14 protein-coding genes are annotated in these 16,368 nt (G+C 68.2%); 10 read left to right on the top strand and 4 right to left on the bottom strand.

Annotated elements, in window-relative coordinates:
* Window positions 1–96 precede the first annotated feature (96 nt).
* Entirely contained in the window at window positions 97–645 is a 549-nt protein-coding gene (locus IWC96_RS01925; protein WP_021697710.1) for a disulfide bond formation protein B, read from the top strand.
* Window positions 645–1,205: a demethoxyubiquinone hydroxylase family protein gene (locus tag IWC96_RS01920; RefSeq protein ID WP_021697711.1), complete on the top strand. Its 561-nt coding sequence runs from the start codon at window positions 645–647 to the stop codon at window positions 1,203–1,205. Before IWC96_RS01925 ends, IWC96_RS01920 begins: the two co-directional genes overlap by 1 nt.
* Here the strand turns inward: IWC96_RS01920 and wecC are convergent, their stop codons facing one another.
* The 3 genes from wecC to IWC96_RS01905 form a co-directional block, all read right to left on the bottom strand.
* Window positions 1,206–2,477: a UDP-N-acetyl-D-mannosamine dehydrogenase gene (wecC, locus tag IWC96_RS01915; RefSeq protein ID WP_021697712.1), complete on the bottom strand. Its 1,272-nt coding sequence runs from the start codon at window positions 2,475–2,477 to the stop codon at window positions 1,206–1,208.
* Complete coding sequence (gene wecB, locus IWC96_RS01910) at window positions 2,455–3,573, bottom strand: non-hydrolyzing UDP-N-acetylglucosamine 2-epimerase (RefSeq protein ID WP_196838262.1); 1,119 nt, start codon at window positions 3,571–3,573, stop codon at window positions 2,455–2,457. Before wecB ends, wecC begins: the two co-directional genes overlap by 23 nt.
* Window positions 3,574–3,664: 91 nt before the next feature.
* Window positions 3,665–4,639, bottom strand: coding sequence for a hypothetical protein (locus tag IWC96_RS01905; protein ID WP_196838261.1), 975 nt, complete (start codon window positions 4,637–4,639; stop codon window positions 3,665–3,667).
* A gap of 156 nt (window positions 4,640–4,795) precedes the next feature.
* On the opposite strand from IWC96_RS01905, the gene pseC reads away from it, so the two are divergent.
* Genes pseC through pseB form a run of 8 tightly spaced genes read left to right on the top strand, consistent with a single transcriptional unit; the run spans window position 4,796 to window position 15,102 of the window.
* Complete coding sequence (pseC, locus tag IWC96_RS01900; RefSeq protein ID WP_370541072.1) at window positions 4,796–5,935, top strand: UDP-4-amino-4,6-dideoxy-N-acetyl-beta-L-altrosamine transaminase; 1,140 nt, start codon at window positions 4,796–4,798, stop codon at window positions 5,933–5,935.
* Between the two features lies 1 nt (window position 5,936).
* Entirely contained in the window at window positions 5,937–6,644 is a 708-nt protein-coding gene (gene pseF / locus IWC96_RS01895; RefSeq protein ID WP_196838260.1) for a pseudaminic acid cytidylyltransferase, read from the top strand.
* Window positions 6,641–7,672, top strand: coding sequence for a PseG/SpsG family protein (locus IWC96_RS01890; protein WP_196838259.1), 1,032 nt, complete (start codon window positions 6,641–6,643; stop codon window positions 7,670–7,672). Before pseF ends, IWC96_RS01890 begins: the two co-directional genes overlap by 4 nt.
* A gap of 11 nt (window positions 7,673–7,683) precedes the next feature.
* On the top strand, window positions 7,684–8,808 hold the full coding sequence (locus IWC96_RS01885; RefSeq protein WP_196838258.1) for an acetyl-CoA carboxylase biotin carboxylase subunit family protein: 1,125 nt from the start codon (window positions 7,684–7,686) through the stop codon (window positions 8,806–8,808).
* Window positions 8,809–8,856: 48 nt separating this feature from the next.
* On the top strand, window positions 8,857–9,786 hold the full coding sequence (locus tag IWC96_RS01880) for an NAD(P)-dependent oxidoreductase (protein ID WP_196838257.1): 930 nt from the start codon (window positions 8,857–8,859) through the stop codon (window positions 9,784–9,786).
* On the top strand, window positions 9,786–10,841 hold the full coding sequence (pseI, locus tag IWC96_RS01875) for a pseudaminic acid synthase (protein WP_196838256.1): 1,056 nt from the start codon (window positions 9,786–9,788) through the stop codon (window positions 10,839–10,841). The genes IWC96_RS01880 and pseI overlap by 1 nt, the downstream gene beginning before the upstream one ends.
* Complete coding sequence (locus IWC96_RS01870; protein ID WP_196838255.1) at window positions 10,838–14,050, top strand: hypothetical protein; 3,213 nt, start codon at window positions 10,838–10,840, stop codon at window positions 14,048–14,050. The genes pseI and IWC96_RS01870 overlap by 4 nt, the downstream gene beginning before the upstream one ends.
* Before the next feature lie 41 nt (window positions 14,051–14,091).
* Complete coding sequence (pseB, locus tag IWC96_RS01865) at window positions 14,092–15,102, top strand: UDP-N-acetylglucosamine 4,6-dehydratase (inverting) (RefSeq protein WP_196838254.1); 1,011 nt, start codon at window positions 14,092–14,094, stop codon at window positions 15,100–15,102.
* A 129-nt stretch (window positions 15,103–15,231) separates the two neighbouring features.
* On the opposite strand, the gene IWC96_RS01860 is transcribed toward pseB, so the two are convergent.
* Window positions 15,232–16,254, bottom strand: coding sequence for a hypothetical protein (locus IWC96_RS01860; RefSeq protein ID WP_196838253.1), 1,023 nt, complete (start codon window positions 16,252–16,254; stop codon window positions 15,232–15,234).
* Window positions 16,255–16,368 lie beyond the last annotated feature (114 nt).

The raw sequence follows: 16,368 nt of genomic DNA, 5'->3' as shown, positions 1-16,368 counted from the left end.
GTGCTGGGGGCCGGCTGGGCGGCGGGCTTCGCCGGACTGCTGCCGGGCTGATTGAGCGCATCGACGGGCGCGCGGGGGCGAGCTAAGACAGTCGCCATGCTGAGCGCCTATCGCCTGATCACCCGCTGGTGGACCGCCTTCGCCCTTGTGGCGTCCCTGGCCATGCTGGGCGCGGCCCACGCCTTTGAACGCTATGCGGGCCTGGCGCCGTGCAACCTCTGTCTCAAGCAGCGCGAGGTGTTCTGGGCCGCCGTGGCCATCGCCTTGCCCGCCACCCTGTGGGCCGTGTTCAGCCGGGCCAGCCGGGGCACGCCGCGCATCGCCGCCTTCCTGCTGGCCGCGGTCTTCGCCACGAGCGCCGTCACGGCCGGGTTCCACGCGGGCGGGGAGCTGGGCTGGTGGGCGCTGCCGGCCATGTGCACAGGGGGCGGCACGGTGGGTCTGGAGGCGCTGACCGCCCTGGCCATGGGCACGGCGCCGGAGACCCGGCCCGCCATGTGCGACGCGGTGGTGTGGAGCTTCCTGGGCCTGTCCATGGCGGGGTGGAACACCCTGATCTCGGCCGGGCTGGCCGGGTTCAGCCTGCTGGCCGCCAAGCGGCCCAAGGACGCGCGCGCGCCCAGGATCACCCCGGAGAAACGCTGATGACCCGACGCATACCCCTGCCGCGCCCCGGTCGCGGGGCCCCCGCCGCCCGTCTGGCCGAGATGCTGCGGGTGGATCACGCCGGGGAGATGGCGGCGGTGCAGATATATCGCGGCCAGAAGCGGGTGTTCGAGGCGGCGGGCCGCTCCGGCATCGCCGCCGACATGGCGCGCATGGAAGGCGAGGAGGATGTGCACCTCAAGCGCTTCGAGGCGCTGCTGACCGAGAAGCAGGTGCGTCCGACCCTGATGACGCCGGTCTGGCGGCTGGCGGCCTATGGTCTGGGCGTTGGCACGGCCCTGATGGGGGAGAAGGCCGCCCATGCCTGCACCGAGGCGGTGGAGAGCGTGATCGGCGAGCATTATGCGGACCAGGCCGAGGAGATGACGGACCGCGATCCGGAGATGGCGGCCCAGTTCCGCCAGTTCCGCGACGAGGAGATGGCCCATCATGACCACGCCATCGCCGAAGGGGCGCACGAGGCGCCCGCCTATCCGGTGCTGAGCGCCGTCATCAAGGCGGGCTGCCGCGCCGCCATCAAGATCAGCGAAAAGGTCTGATCAGGCCCACAGGCCGCAGGCGTCGATGATATGGGCGTCCGGGCGCGCGACCTTGCGGAAATCGGCGTGGGGCACCAGAGCCAGGACCACGGGCTGGGCGAGCGCCTCGTCCTGACCGACCGTCTCCAGACCGTGCTCGGACGGGATCATGTCGGCGTAGGGATCCGTGCAGACCACCCGGCCCGGATAGAGCGCGGACAGGGCCTTGGCGATGTTCAGGGAGGGGCTTTCGCGGAAGTCGTCCACGTCCGCCTTGAAGGTCATGCCCAGGCAGCCCAGCCGCAGGCTCGGGTCCAGATCCATGATTTCGCACACCTTCTCGATGACGAAGCGGGGCTTGCCGTCGTTGACCAGACGCGCCGTGCGGATCAGACGCGCGGTCTCGGGCGCCTGGGCCACGATGAACCAGGGATCCACGGCGATGCAGTGGCCGCCCACGCCGGGACCCGGCGTCAGGATGTTCACCCGGGGGTGATTGTTGGCCAGCTTGATGATTTCCCAGACGTTCAGGTCCAGCTCGTCGCAGACCAGCGACAGCTCGTTGGCGTAGGCGATGTTCACGTCCCGGAACGCGTTCTCGGCCAGCTTGACGAACTCGGCCGAGCGGTCGTCCGTCAGCAGAATGTCGCCCGAGGTCATGGTGCGGTACAGGGCGGCGGCCCGGCGGGCGGCGCGGGCTGTGACGCCGCCGACCACCCGGGCGTTGCTTTCCAGCTCGCGCAGGGTGCGGCCGGGAATGACCCGTTCGGGGGAATAGGCCACGTCGATGTCGCCTTCGTTCCGCTCCGAGGGCCCGACGGCCACCTTCAGGTCCGGGCGAAGCTCCGCGAGGCGTTGGGCCACCTGGTTGGTGGCGCCCACCGGCGAGGTGGATTCCAGCACCACCAGGGAGCCCTTCACCAGCCGGGGGGCGATGGCGTCCACGGCGCTGAACACCGAGCTCAGGTCGGGATGGTTGAAATCGCCGGTCTTGGTGGGGGTGGGCACGGTGATCAGATAGGCGTCGGCCTCGGGCGCCTCATTGACGGCCCTCAGGGACTTGCTGGCCGTGACCGCGGCCAGAAGCAGGTCCAGGCCCGGCTCGACCAGGTGGCTGCAGCCCGCGTTCACGGACGCCACGACATCGGGCTTGATGTCATAGCCGATGACCTGGTGCCCGGCCCGCGCCAGGACGGCGGCGGTCGGCAGGCCGATGTAGCCCAGCCCGACGACCGCCACGGTCATGCGTTCCTGGGTCTCGGGCTGGAAGTCAGCGTAGATGGTCAGCGGCATCAAGCAGTCCCTGTACGATGCGTCGGCTCGCCTGGCCGTCGCCGTATGGATTGTCGGCTCCGCTGCGCGGAGGGCGGGTCAGAGCGTCTAACACGCCTGACACGATACGGTTCGGGTTCGTACCGACCAAATGTGACACTCCCGCCTCGACCGCCTCGGGCCGTTCGGTCACGTCGCGCATGACCAGAACGGTTTTGCCCAGGGAGGGCGCCTCTTCCTGAACGCCGCCGGAATCCGTCAGGATCACGCGGCATCGGTCCATCAGATAGACAAAGGACTCGTAATCGACCGGTTCGATGAGGTGAACCCTGGATGATCCCCCCAATAGCTCATGAACCGGCCCGCGCACATTCGGATTCAAGTGTACGGGGTAAATGATCTCAAGGGTTTCGTCCTCGCCGAGGCGCTTGAGGGCTTCGCAGATGTCCGCGAACCCCGCTCCGAAGCTTTCCCGCCGGTGGCCGGTGACCAGGACGAGGCGGCGGTTCCTGTCGAGGAACGAAAAGGCCTGATCCAGACGGTCGCGAACCTCTGGCCGGGTCCGGATCCGCTCGACCATGGTCAGCAGGGCGTCCACGACCGTGTTGCCGGTCACCAGCACGCGATCCGCAGGCGCGCCTTCCGCCAGAAGGTTGTCGCGGGCGCGGGCTGTGGGGGCGAACATCAGTCGGCTGACCATGTCCACCAGCCGACGGTTGAATTCCTCGGGCCAGGGCTGGTCCATGCGTCCGCTGCGCAGACCGGCCTCCACATGACCGACGGGCACCCCGGCGTTGAAGGCGGCCGTCGCCGCCGCCGCCGCGGTCGAGGTGTCGCCGTGAACCAGGACCAGATCGGGCCGCTCGGCGGTCAGCATGGCGTCCACGCCCGAGACCGCCGCGGCGAACAGGCCGTTGAGGCTCTGTCCCGGCGTCATCAGGGCGAGATCGACGTCCACGGCGAGGTCGAACAGGCTCAACACCTGATCGAGCATCTGACGGTGCTGGCCGGTGGACCAGACGCGGCAGTCCACGCCGGGCTCGGCGCGCAGGGCCTGGACCACCGGGGCCATCTTGATGGCTTCCGGCCGGGTTCCAAAGATCACCGCGATGCGCATGGAGAGCCTTGTCCTAGGGCTGGCAATGTCCGGGGCCTCCCCGGCGCCGTGGCCGGGGTCAATAAAGCGAACCGAAACAAAATGTAAGTCGTCAGGCCAGGATCGACCCGATCAGCCTGGCCAGCCGGGCCACGCCCTGGCCGTCCACGAGGGCCCGGCCACGGCGGCTCATGGCCGCGCGCGCCTCGCGAGATTTCAGGGCTGTGAGCCGGGCGACGACCTGATCCGGAAGGGTCGGGTCGTTCCAGACCCCGGCGGCCGTCATCGCGCCGGTTTCCGGCCATTCACGCAGGTGTCTGGTCTGGTTGTCGGCCACGCCGACCATGATCGTGGGTGTTCCGCAGCAGGCCAGCTGGAAAAGAGTCTGGCCCGCCGCGCTGACGGCCAGGTCGCAATCCAGCATGAGGTCGCGCAGGGCTTCCGGCGCCACATTCCGGTGCTGGACCACGCCCGGCTGAACCGGCGCCGGGCCGGCCCCGGCGCCCAGAACCTGATGGACCTCGCAGTCCGGCAGGGTTCGCCGAATCAGGCCTGCGAGGGCGGGGCCGACGCCTCGAAGGTCCGTGCCCCCCGTCAGCACCAGCGCCCTGCCCAGGCCTTCGCGAGGCGGAGACCGCTCGGGCACGCTCCAGAAGGCCGGGGCCATGGGCTGCCAGGCCGGCCCGACCAGCCAGCGGGCTGCGCGGCCTGAGCGTTCCAGGCCTCCGGGCGAGGTGTGGATCACAAGCCCTGGCGGGTAGCCGTCACGCTCCAGGTCGTCCAGACAGATCGTCAGACCGGCGCATTCGGCCAGGGGCGCGAGGGCGGCCGGGGCGGCGTCATAGGAATCGACGATCACCACCTCGTCCCTGGCGGCCAGGCCCTGTGTCCTGTCCCGCCACGTCTCCCACCGTACGGTTTCCTTGCCCAGAACGGCATGGGCGGCGTCGTCGCCGTCCACGATCCAGCGCACCGGCCGCCCGGCTCGCCGCCAAAACTCGGCGTATCCCAGGCAGCGCCCGAGATGGCCCAGTCCGCGACGCCGGTCGCCTTCGGTCAGGATCAGAAGGGGAGGAAGCGGGGTCATGGCGGGCGTCGACGAAAGGGTTTCATCAGGAGAATGGAACAAGCGTGGCCGGTTTCCGGGGTTGCTGACAATCCGTCGACGGGTTAGCGGTCTGTGGCCGCCGATCACGGCTTCGTGTAGCCGCGTTCGCGACGGCTGAAGAAACAGGAACGCATCGTGATTCCCTATGGCCGGCAAACGATAGAGGCGGATGACGAAGCCGCCGTCCTGGAAACCCTGCGGTCGGATTTCCTGACCCAGGGGCCGAGAACCGGGGCGTTCGAGCGGGCCCTGGCCGATCGGGTGGGGGCGCGCCACTGCCTGGTCCTGTCCAGCGCCACAGCGGCGCTGCACGTGGTCTATGCGGCCATGGAGCTGGAGGGCCGCGAGGGGATCACCACGCCCAACACCTTCGTGGCGACCGCCAACGCCATGGCCTATGCGGGTATGAAGCCGCGCTTCGCCGACATCGACCCGGCCACCTTCAATCTTGATCCCGATGCGGTGGAAGCCGCACTGACCGACGACACGGCCCTGATCGCGCCGGTGCATTTCGCAGGGCTACCCGCCGACATGGCGCGGTTCGCGGCGCTGGCGAAGGCGCGCGGGCTGAAGCTGGTGGAGGACGCCTCCCACGCCATCGGGTCGGAGTACCCGGACGGGGGCCGGGTGGGCGATTGCCGCTATTCCGACGCCACGGTGTTCTCGTTCCACCCGGTCAAGACCATGACCACGGGCGAGGGCGGGGCCATCACCACCAATGACGATGCGCTTTACGAACGCATGGCCCTGCTGCGGTCCCACGGCATCGAGCGGGCGCCCGAGCGCATGGCCGGGAACCCCGGCCCCTGGTTCTATGAGCAGCAGCATCTGGGCTTCAACTACCGGATGACCGAGATGCAGGCGGCGCTGGGCGCGACCCAGCTGGCCAAGCTGGACCGGTTCGCGAACCGCCGCCGCGAGATCATCGCCGCCTATCACGCCGGGCTTTCGGACCTGAACTGGCTGAACCTGCCGGTGCAGCCGAGCCAGACGGTGTGCCACCACCTGTTCGTGCTGCAGATCGATTTCGAGGCCATCGGCCAGAGCCGGGCCGAGGTCATGGCCCGGCTGAAGGCGGCCGGGGTGGGGACGCAGGTCCACTACATTCCTGTGCATCTGCAGCCCTGGTATCGCCAGCAGTACGGCACGGCGCCGGGCGATTTTCCGAACGCGGAGCGGTACTACGACCGCACGCTGAGCATTCCCCTGTATCCGGCCATGACCGACGCGGACGTGGCGCAGGTGATCGCCGCCGTGCGCGCCCTGGGGGCCTGAGATGCGCATCGCGGTCATTCCGGCGCGGGGCGGGTCCAAACGCATCCCGCGCAAGAACATCCGCGAATTCGCCGGACGGCCCATGATCGCCTGGCCCGTGGGCGTGGCGCTGGAAAGCGGCCTGTTCGACCATGTGGTGGTTTCCACCGACGACGAGGAGATCGCCGGGGTCGCCGAGGCGGCCGGAGCGACCGCACCCTTTCGCCGTCCGGCCGACCTGGCCGACGATCACACCCCGACGCGGCCGGTCATCGCCCACGCGATCCGCGCCATGCAGGAATTGGCGGGGAGGGCGGTGGCGCAGGCCTGCTGCATCTATCCGACGGCGCCGTTCCTGGACGCGGGCGACCTGAAGACCGGTCTGGACCTGCTTGCGGACGGCCGGTTCCGCTACGCCTTTTCGGTGACCAGCTTCGCCTATCCGGTCCAGCGCGCCCTGAAGCGCCTGCCGGAGGGCGGGGTGGACATGCTCCAGCCCGAGCACCGTCATGCCCGGTCGCAGGATCTGGAGGAGGCCTATCACGACGCGGGTCAGTTCTATTGGGGGACCGCCGAGGCCTTCCTGACCGACCAGCCGGTGTTCGCACCGCACTCCGCGCCGGTGGTTCTGCCACGCTGGCGGGTGCATGACATCGACACGCCCGAGGACTGGACCCGTGCCGAACTGGTGTTCCGCGCCCTGAGAGAGGGCGGACCGTCCGGCGCATGATCCTGTTTCGCTGCAATGTTTCGCCCTCGGTGGGGGCCGGGCACCTGACCCGCTGCCGCACCCTGGCCGCCATGCTGGTGGAGCGGGGTGTAACCTGCGCCATGGCGGGCCCGGACGAGACCTGGCGGCTGCCCGGCGACGCCGCCCTGTTCCAGAGCTGGACGCCCCTGACCTGGACCACAGGCGAGGCGGACGCGGCGGCGTTCATCGCCCTGGCCGAACGCCTTGGGGTGCGGGTGGCGGTGATGGACGACTACCGCATGGACGAGCCCTATCAACTGCGTTTGCGAGCCGCCGGGCTGAAGTGGCTGCAGCAGTTCGATGCGTCGAATCCGCCACCCTTCTGGGCCGATTTTGTAGCGAACGGCGGTCCCCGTGAAACCCCGGAGCATTATCGCGCGTTGGCGCGCAACCCGGCATTGGAATTCCTGCTGGGACCGGAGTTCGCCGTCCTGAGACCTGCATTCGCCAATTTGCCGCCGCGTGATGCGGACCGCCCGCTGAAGCGGCTGCTGATCTCGTTCGGGGGCGGCGACGATCAGGGGATGGTCGTGCGCACGCTCGAGGCCCTGACGGCCGGCGGGCCGGCGGACCTGTCCCTGCGGGTCATGTCGGGCGCGAGCAATCCCCGCAATGAGTCGATCGCGGCCTGGATCGCCGACCATGCGCCGGATCGCGCGGTTCTGGCGGTCAATCCCGATGACGTGGCAGGCGAGTATCTGAAAGCGGATCTGGCCGTGATCGCTGGCGGCACCAGCACCTTCGAGGCGGCGGCGGCGGGGGCGCCCATGCTGATCACCGCCATGGCCGACAATCAGATCCGCCAGGGTCTGGGCTGGCAGGACCGGGGGGCGGCCATATATCTGGGGCGCGCGCCGGAGGTGAATCCCCTCGACATCGCCGGCCATGTGGCCGCCCTTGCCGCCGACGACGCGCGGCGGACGGCCATGTCGCGGGCGGGGCAGGCCAATGTGGACGGCAAGGGCTGCGCCCGCCTGGTGGACCGGCTGATCGGAGCGCTCAACTGATGGACGACGCCATGCGCGACAAGAAGGCCCTGGTGCTGGGCGCCAACGCCGGTCAGGCGGACCTGATCCGCTATCTGGCCGGGCACGGCTGGCATGTCACCGCCTGCGCCCACCGGCCGGGCGGGGCCGGGGCGAAGCTGGCGCATGACTTCGCCCTGGTGGACATCAACGACCGCGACGGCGTCACCGAACTGGCCCGCTCGATCGGCGCCGACCTGGTCTATTCGGTCTCTTCCGACCTGGCGGTTCCCGCGGTGGTGGAGGCGTCCAGCCGTCTGAACCTGCCGCACTATTTTGATCACGATCTGGTCGCCCTGCTGGACGACAAGGCGGCGCTGCGGGCCCATCTGAACGCCCGGGACCTTTCGGTCGTGCCCTATCGGCGCGTCAAGGCGCTGGAGGATTGCGCCGACTGGTCGGCGTTTCCCTGCATGGTCAAGCCGGCGGACTCGCAAGGCCAGCGCGGGGTCGCCAAGGTCAATGAGGCGGCCGACTTCGAGGCGGCGGTGCGCCGCGCCCTCGAGTTGTCGCCCACCGGCACGGCCATCGTCGAGGCGTGGCTGGAAGGGGTCGAGATCTCCTACAATGTGCTGGTCGCCGATGGCCGGGTGGTGGTCAATGAGTGCTCGGAACGGCTGGTGCACGGCGAGCATCTGGTGGGCGTGCCCAGCGGGCATCTGATCCCGCCGGTGGCGGTGGACCGGGCGGTGGTCGATCAGGGCGCCGCACTGGTGGAGGCGGTGGTGGCGTCCCTGGGCGTGCGCGACGGCACGCTCTATTTCCAGATGAAGACCACGCCGCAGGGACCGAAGATCATCGAGATCGCGCCGCGCCTGGACGGCTGCCACATCTGGCGGCTGATGAAGCACGCGCGGGGCCTGGACTATCTGGACCTGGCGGTGCGCCGGCTGATGGGTGAGGACGTCTCGAGCCTGACTGCGGGCCGCCCGGCCGACGGGGTCTATGAGCTGATGTTCCAGCAGACTGCGCCCGGCGGGGCCTTTTCGGCCGCCGACTTCCCCATCCCCGAGGACGCGCTCCATCACGAGTACCGCTACGAGGACGGCGAGGAAGTTCTGCCCATCAACGGCCGCATGGAAGTGGTGGGCTATTATGTGCGCAGGCGGTCGAACTGACATGTGCGGCTGCTATGCACAGGGCCTTCGCTTCCGGAGGCAGAACCCATGAGGATCGCCGTCACCGGCGCATCGGGCTTCATCGGCCGCTATCTGGTCCCAGCGCTGGCCGCCGAGGGGCATGAGGTCGTGGCGCTCGGCCGCGATGCCGAGGGTCTGACTCCGTTGGTCGGCGAGGGCGTGCGGGTTCGTACGACGGACTACGGCGCGGCCGATCTGGCCGAGGCGCTGAAGGGCGTGAACGCGGTGGTGCATCTGGCGGGACGGCGCAGCCGGCGCGATGACGATCCCCTGTCGTTCCGCCCCTTCGCCGAAACGAACCTGGATCTGCTGGAGACCCTGTTCTTCGCCGCGCGGGATGCGGGCGTCTCCAGCATCGTGCAGGCCTCGAGCATCGCGGTCTATTCGGGCGCCAATGCGGCTCCCTATGTGGAGACCGACACCCCGGTTCCGCTGAATCCCTATGGATTGTCCAAGCTGACCTCCGAGCAGTTGCTGACGCTTTGGGGCGGCAAGACCGGGGTGCGGACCACCTCGTTGCGGCTGGCGGCCTCGTATGGGCACGGCGAGCGCATCTCGGCGGTGCTGATGAAATTCGCCGACGCCGCCTGGCGTCGTCAGACCCTGACAGTTCGGGGAAATGGACGGATCGGAATTGATCAAATATATGTGAGGGATGTGGTCCAGGCGTTCGCCGCCGCCCTGGCGCCGCACGCGCCGGGCGGGGTCTTCAATGTCGGGGCCGGTCGCGTCTTCACCCTGCTGGAGATGGCCGAGGCGGTGAACGTCGCGTTCGGTAATGACGGCAATCTGAGGATCGAGGATCCCCGGGACGGGCCTGCGCCCGCGCCGCACATGCGTATCGAGGCCGCGCGTCTTGGCCTGGGGTGGGAGCCCCGGTGGCCGTTGGAGCGCGCCTTGCGTGATTTTTACGAGACGAGGCGCGCCGTCGAGGCGCGTCCGAACGGGAACGCCTGATGAGCCGTCTGAAACAGCTGCTGAACCCGAACGCCGCGGACGACGGCTCGCCCTTCGTGATCGCCGAGATGTCGGGCAACCACAACGGCTCGCTGGACCACGCCCTGGCCATCGTGGATGCGGCGGCCGAGGCCGGCGCCGACGCGGTCAAGCTGCAGACCTACACCGCCGACACCATGACGCTGGACATCGCCGAGGGCGAGTTCGTCATCAATGATCCCAAGTCCCTGTGGAAGGGGCGCAATCTGTACGACCTGTACCGCGAGGCGCACACGCCGTGGGACTGGCACGCCCCGATCATGGCGCGGGCGAAGGAGAAGGGCATCCTGTGCTTCTCGTCGCCCTTCGACGAGACGGCGGTGGACCTGCTCGAGAGCCTGGGCGCGCCCTGCTACAAGATCGCCTCGTTCGAGTGCATCGACCTGCCGCTGATCCGGCGGGTGGCGGCGACGAAGAAGCCGATGATCATCTCCACCGGCATGGCCACCATCGCCGAGATCGCCGAGGCGGTGGAGACCGCGCGCGAGGGCGGCGCCCCCCACGTGGTGGTGCTGAAGTGCACCAGCAACTATCCGGCGCCGCCGGAGCATTCGCACCTGCTGACCATTCCGCACATGGCGCAGCTGTTCGGCTGCGAGGTGGGCCTGTCGGACCACACCATGGGCATCGGGGTGCCGGTCGCCGCCTGCGCCCTGGGGGCCACGGTGATCGAGAAGCACATGACCCTGGACCGCGAGGACGGCGGGGTGGATTCGGCGTTCTCGGCCGAGCCGGCGGAAATGGCCGCGCTGGTGACCGAGGCGACGCGGGCGCGTCAGGCGCTGGGCGCCATCCGCTATGGCCCCACCGAGGTGGAGCGCAACGCGCGCCGCCGGCGCCGCTCGCTGTACATCGGGCAGGATCTTGAGGCCGGCGACGAACTGACGCCGCAGAACCTGCGCCGGGTGCGGCCGGGCCACGGGCTGGAGCCCAAGCACTATGACGTGCTGCTGGGCCGGCGCGTGTCGAAGGCGGTCAAGGCGGGCACGCCCATGAGCTGGGACCTGCTGGGATGAAGGCCGACATCGAACCCCGGGGGCGGTTCGCCCTGGCCTATCCGTGGGCCCTGCATCGCCGTCTCGGCCTCAAGGCCGCCGGTCCCCTGACCCGGCGCGGCATGGGCCGTTGGGCCCTGGCGCTGCTCGAGCCCCTGGAGCAGCGGGGGCTCGCCAATGTCGAGGTGGTCGAGACCCTGTTCCGCACCTATGGCAAGCTGGGGATGACGGCCAAGGCCGCCGAATACAAGGCCAAGATCCTGCGCGGACGCGCCGCCCGTGCGGCCCGGGCCAAGGGGATGGACCGGCCGATCCAGAATCTGCTGCGGGCCCTCGCCGGCCTTGAAGACATGCAGTTGGCCGCTCCGCTCGCGGCGACCCTGCGTCTGTCGGAGCTGATGGTCGACGACGACGGCCTGACCGCCCTTCTCGAAGCGTCCGAGCCGGTGATCGCGGAGCACCCGGACAGCATTCTCGTGGTCTATGTGCGAGCCGTGGCCCTGGCCAAGAACGAGCGTATCGAGGACGCCCTGGCCCTGGTCCGGGCGACCACCGAGTTCGTCGCGAGCCGCGAAGCCTCAACGCCGGTGGAGGAGCGCGCCAGGCGGTCCCTGCTGACCAATCTGGCCAATGTCTGGCGGGTCGTCGACGCCATCGCCAGGGACAAGATGGCCTGGGCCGGCGGCGGCGGCGGCGAGGCTGAAGCCGTGGAGGGCGTCGAGGCCGTGGACGGCGCCAAGACCGAGGGGGAAGACGAGGAGGGCGCGGCTGACGCCCCCCTGGAGCAGGAAGCCCTGCTGCAGGGGCGCCGACAGAACCGCTATCTGGCCGCCTGTCGCCGACGGTTCCAGCTGGAGACCGGCGGGCGGGAGAAGCTGGCCGTCATCCGCGACATGCTGCGCCAGGGCCTTCGCCGGATGCCCGCCTATCACGACGCCTACGCCGTCGCCGGGAAGGCCTATGAGGCGGCGCGAGAGCACTGGACGCCCCTGCTGGTGGGAGATGACGGCGTCGATCCGGCCCTGATCGGCGAGGACGGCGGGCTGAAGACCGTGCGGCTGCTGATCCAGGCGCTGCAGCTGGCCAGGGACCTGGATATCGAAACCGACCAGGCGCTCATCGAGGACAGCCTGCTGCGTTACGGCGCCGCGCCGGAGGCCCGCACAACGGCGTGGACCATCGCGGCCATCGTGCTGGACGGGGATCCGCAGCGCCATCTGGCGGCGACCACCGCGCTGGTCGAGGCGGCGGGGACGCCCGAAAAGGCCCACGAGGTGCGCGATCTCTTCGCCTGGGCGGCGCGGGCCCGTCGTCACGACCTGGCCCATGACTTTTTCAAGAGCGCGCCGGAATCCGCGCGCCGATCCTACGGCGCCATCCACTACGCCAAGATTCTTCAGCGCGAGGGGCAGTTCAATCGCGCCCTCCAGCTGGTCCGCAATATCGCCGGCACCGTGCTGGGGACGCCCAAGAGCTTCTGCCCGTTCCGTCACTGGGGGCTGATGCGCCGCATCGCGGAACTCGAGTTCCTGACCGATTCGGCCAAATGGTTCCGGGCCGTGCCGCAGCCTCAGAAGCCCAAGGGCGTGGTCATGCTGGCGCCGCGCAACGCCGGTCAGCTGACGAAATATCCCATGGCGGTGCTGCTGGAGCTCAAGAAGCAGGGCTGGGCCGTCATTCCTCTGGTGGAGGGCGTCCTGCCGGCCGAGCCGACGGGCGACCCCCGGATCGACCAGTTCATCGGCTGCATGCTTCAGGACGTGCGTCTGGACCCGCTGTGTTCGCAATCCTTCGCGCCGATCAAGGGCTTCTCGCCGCGCATCGCCGAGGGGGCGTTCAAGTGGGGCTCCATCGACCTGTCGCAGCCGCTGTGGGAGGAGGGCGCCATCAATCGGCGCCGCTACAATGTCGACTTCACCTGTCCGAGCCTGCAGAAATTCCTGGGGCGGCTGGTGGAGTGGACGCGCCTTTACGGCGAGGTGCTGGACAACGCCAACAGGACGTTCGGGCGGATGAAGATGCGCACCGGCGTCATGGTGCCGCTTCAGGCGCGCCTGCCGGACGCGGTGGTGCGCTTCTATTGCGAGCAGAAGGGAGACCCGAAGACCTTCTTCTGTCTGCACGCCTCGAACGGCTACGAGAACTATTTCGTCAATTTCTCCCGACCGTTCTCAACCAAGTGCGGCATGCGCAACATCACCGCCCATCCGGAATTGCGCACGGCCAGCTTCCCCATCCCCGCCGAGTTCCAGACCTGGTACGCGGCGCGCAAGGCCTCCAGTGCGCACATGCTGGAGCGGGTGCGCGACACCACGCGCGTGCGGCGCTCCACGCGGACGACGGCGGCGCCGCCGCCCGACGCTGTGGCCTGCATCGAGCGCATGCGCCAGTGGAAGGCCGAGGGCGGCAAGGTCGCCTGCGCCTTCGGCAAGGTGGTCTGCGACATGGCCGCCCCCACGGACGGCGGGCCCGCGCACGGGAATTTCAAGGACTGGCTGAACCACACGATCGAGTCGGTGCGGGGGTCGAACACCCTCCTGCTGATCAAGCCCCATCCCCACGAGATGCGGAACGAGATCGCGACCTTCCTGACGGAATACATGACGGACCTGATCGAGGTCGAGCTGCCGGACAATGTCATTATCGCCGGCCAGGACTGGTTCGACATCGCCGAACTGGACGGGCTGATCGACCTCGGCCTGCTTTACAACGGCACCACGGCGGTCGAACTGGGCCTGATGAACATTCCGGCGGTTCTGTGCTCCGATTTCGCCGCCACCGATTATCCCATCGGCCACGTCGTGCCCAAGAGCCGCAGGCAGTACCGGCAGCTGGTGCGCTTCGAGACGAAAGCCAGGGCGGCCGACGATCTGCCGCAGAGGGCGGCGGCGTGGATCCACTACATGAGCGGCGACATGGTCACGATCCCGTATCGTTATCATGCGCGGCCTCTGACCAATAAGGTCACGACGCCCCCGCGCTGGTTCGACGAGGACATCACCGCCTATCTGAGGCGCGGAGACTCCAATGTGACGCGCCTGGCGCGCCGCATCACGGCTGTTCCGCGAACGATGACGGCCCCGATCTCGACCAAGGCCCCGACCAAGGCTGCGACCAAGGCCCCGGCGAAGGCCGCCCGGCCACGCCGGTCGGCGACCGGGGCGGCCGGGACGACAGCAAAGACCACGACAAACCGGCGGCGCAGCAAGACTGTCTCTGCCGGGGAATAAGCGCCCGATCAGGGTGAAATCAGAAGAAACGAAAGAAATCCATGTTCGACAACAAGTCCATCCTGATCACCGGCGGGTCCGGCTCCTTCGGCAAGATGTATGTCCGCACCATCCTGGAGCGGTACAAGCCCCGGCGGCTGATCGTCTATTCCCGTGACGAACTGAAGCAGTTCGAGATGGGCCAGTCCTTCAACGACCCCTGCATGCGCTATTTCCTGGGCGACGTGCGGGACCGGGATCGCCTGATCCAGGCCATGCGCGATGTGGACTTCGTCATCCACGCCGCCGCGATGAAGCAGGTCCCGGCGGCGGAGTACAATCCGACCGAATGCATCCGCACCAACATCCACGGCGCGGAGAACGTCATCCACGCGGCCCTGGCCAACAATGTGGAGCAGGTCATGGCCCTGTCCACGGACAAGGCGGCCAACCCGATCAATCTCTACGGCGCGACCAAGCTGGCGTCCGACAAGCTGTTCGTGGCCGCCAACAACATGGCCGGCAGCCACCGGACCAGCTTCGGCGTGGTCCGCTACGGCAATGTGGTGGGCTCACGCGGCTCGGTGGTCCCGTTCTTCCAGAAGCTGATGAACGAGGGCGTTACGTCCCTGCCGATCACAGACCCGCGCATGACCCGGTTCTGGATTTCGCTCCAGCAGGGCGTGGACTTCGTGCTGAAGAATTTCCAGCGCATGCACGGCGGCGAAATCTTCGTGCCCAAGATTCCTTCGGTCCGTGTGGTGGATCTGGCCACGGCCATGGCGCCGGAGCTGGAGCAGCATGTCATCGGCATCCGCCCGGGCGAGAAGCTGCACGAAATCATGTGCCCGGCGGACGACAGCCACCTGACCCTGGAGTTCGATGATCACTATGTGCTGTCGCCGACCATCCGGTTCCACCGGGGCGACATCGACTATGCCGTCAACCGTATGGGTGAGAAGGGCACGCCGGTCGCGCAGGGCTTCGAATACAATTCCGGTTCGAACGAGATTTTCCTGACGCCGGAACAGATCGTCGAATTCAACCGCGCCGCCCTCGCGCGGGGCGCCTGATCGAATCCCTGTCACGCGGTCGAAGTCGGGCGGGGCGTGACGCCATTACCTGGCCGGATCCCGGGCCGGCTGGACTGCATCCAGCCGGCCCGGTTTTCTGTCTGACCGTTCCACGCCTGAGCGGAAGGCTCAGGCCGCGGGCTTGATGAACTCGAGGTGGTACAGCGAGGACGGGTTGAAGATGTTGCCGATGGCGGCGAAATCGTATTCCCGGCGCACCACGCGGATCTTCTTGTTGCGGTAGGCCTGACTGATGATGCTGGTCAGGTTGATGTTGTAGTCCAGCCGCCAGGACCACCAGGCCGCGTTCTCCAGCTGGCGCCGGGCGCTGAACACGTCCTGGGCGTTCAGCTTGCCGAGGTCCTCGAAGAAGGAGCCGTCCTTCTGCTTGCGCCGGGTGATCAGAATCGGGTCCCGCTGCCAGCCGGTCGGTTCGATGTGCACCAGGGTCACCTTGGCGCCCAGCTTGTGCAACATGTCATAGAGCTTCGGATCGATCAGATCGACCTGCTCGATGGAGTGCCGGGTGAAAACCAGCACGTGGCCCTTGGCCTCCTTGAGGAAGGAGATGTCCGGCTTGCGATAGTCGAAGCTGTGCGCGTGATAGTCGATGGCGCCGTCATGGGCGGCCAGGCGTTTGGCGGCTTCCTGCCCTTCATCCGTATATTCGGCGCCGTGGTAGGCGATGGTTCTGGAGCGCGTCCGGCCCAGGCCCACATAGATCTGGAACAGATTGACCGACCAGCCGCTGCCCAGTTCGACGATGGCGGTGGTGTCGGGCCGCACGCATCCCATCAGGTAGCGGATCGGGCTGATGGTGGAGGTGGAGTAGCGCCCGGCGATCACGTCCGGATAGTGGAAATTGTCGTCGTAGGTGCGGTCGATGGCGTCGAGGATGGCCTTGCCCAGCGGCTGCACCAGTTCGCGGGTCCGGTAGAAATGGTTGGGGTCCTTGCGGCCGATGTCCAGTTCGCGCAGGTCGGCCAGAAACGTGGCCAACTGGTCGTCGGGCCGCTTGGTGATGAACTCGTCGATCTTGTCCGAGATTTTCTGCCAGGCGACGCCCTGACTCTTCTTGGTCCTGCCTTTCGGCGCCGGGGCGGGCGTCGGCGTCGGGCTGACCTGCGGCGTCGGGTCGATGGTCTCAGTCACGAACGTCTCCAGCATGCGGATGTGGCGAAGGGCTTGCAGGGTCGGCGCCGGTCAGGTCGCGAACCCGCGCGGCGGTGATGACCGACGAGAAACAGGGAGGGCCGTACGGTGTGG

Source organism: Brevundimonas sp. BAL450 (assembly GCF_015767455.1).
GTDB classification, from domain to species: domain Bacteria; phylum Pseudomonadota; class Alphaproteobacteria; order Caulobacterales; family Caulobacteraceae; genus Brevundimonas; species Brevundimonas abyssalis.
The sequence above is the reverse complement of the archived record's forward strand: the minus strand, read 5'-3'. Positions and strand labels throughout refer to the sequence as shown.

Excerpts from the sequence above, each read along its gene's own strand:
- IWC96_RS01925 (WP_021697710.1), top strand. The coding sequence starts at position 97 with ATGCTGAGCGCCTATCGCCTGATCACCCGCTGGTGGACCGCCTTCGCC.
- IWC96_RS01920 (WP_021697711.1), top strand. The coding sequence starts at position 645 with ATGACCCGACGCATACCCCTGCCGCGCCCCGGTCGCGGGGCCCCCGCC.
- wecC (WP_021697712.1), bottom strand. The coding sequence starts at position 2,477 with ATGCCGCTGACCATCTACGCTGACTTCCAGCCCGAGACCCAGGAACGC.
- wecB (WP_196838262.1), bottom strand. The coding sequence starts at position 3,573 with ATGCGCATCGCGGTGATCTTTGGAACCCGGCCGGAAGCCATCAAGATG.
- IWC96_RS01905 (WP_196838261.1), bottom strand. The coding sequence starts at position 4,639 with ATGACCCCGCTTCCTCCCCTTCTGATCCTGACCGAAGGCGACCGGCGT.
- pseF (WP_196838260.1), top strand. The coding sequence starts at position 5,937 with ATGCGCATCGCGGTCATTCCGGCGCGGGGCGGGTCCAAACGCATCCCG.
- IWC96_RS01890 (WP_196838259.1), top strand. The coding sequence starts at position 6,641 with ATGATCCTGTTTCGCTGCAATGTTTCGCCCTCGGTGGGGGCCGGGCAC.
- IWC96_RS01885 (WP_196838258.1), top strand. The coding sequence starts at position 7,684 with ATGCGCGACAAGAAGGCCCTGGTGCTGGGCGCCAACGCCGGTCAGGCG.
- IWC96_RS01880 (WP_196838257.1), top strand. The coding sequence starts at position 8,857 with ATGAGGATCGCCGTCACCGGCGCATCGGGCTTCATCGGCCGCTATCTG.
- pseI (WP_196838256.1), top strand. The coding sequence starts at position 9,786 with ATGAGCCGTCTGAAACAGCTGCTGAACCCGAACGCCGCGGACGACGGC.
- IWC96_RS01870 (WP_196838255.1), top strand. The coding sequence starts at position 10,838 with ATGAAGGCCGACATCGAACCCCGGGGGCGGTTCGCCCTGGCCTATCCG.
- pseB (WP_196838254.1), top strand. The coding sequence starts at position 14,092 with ATGTTCGACAACAAGTCCATCCTGATCACCGGCGGGTCCGGCTCCTTC.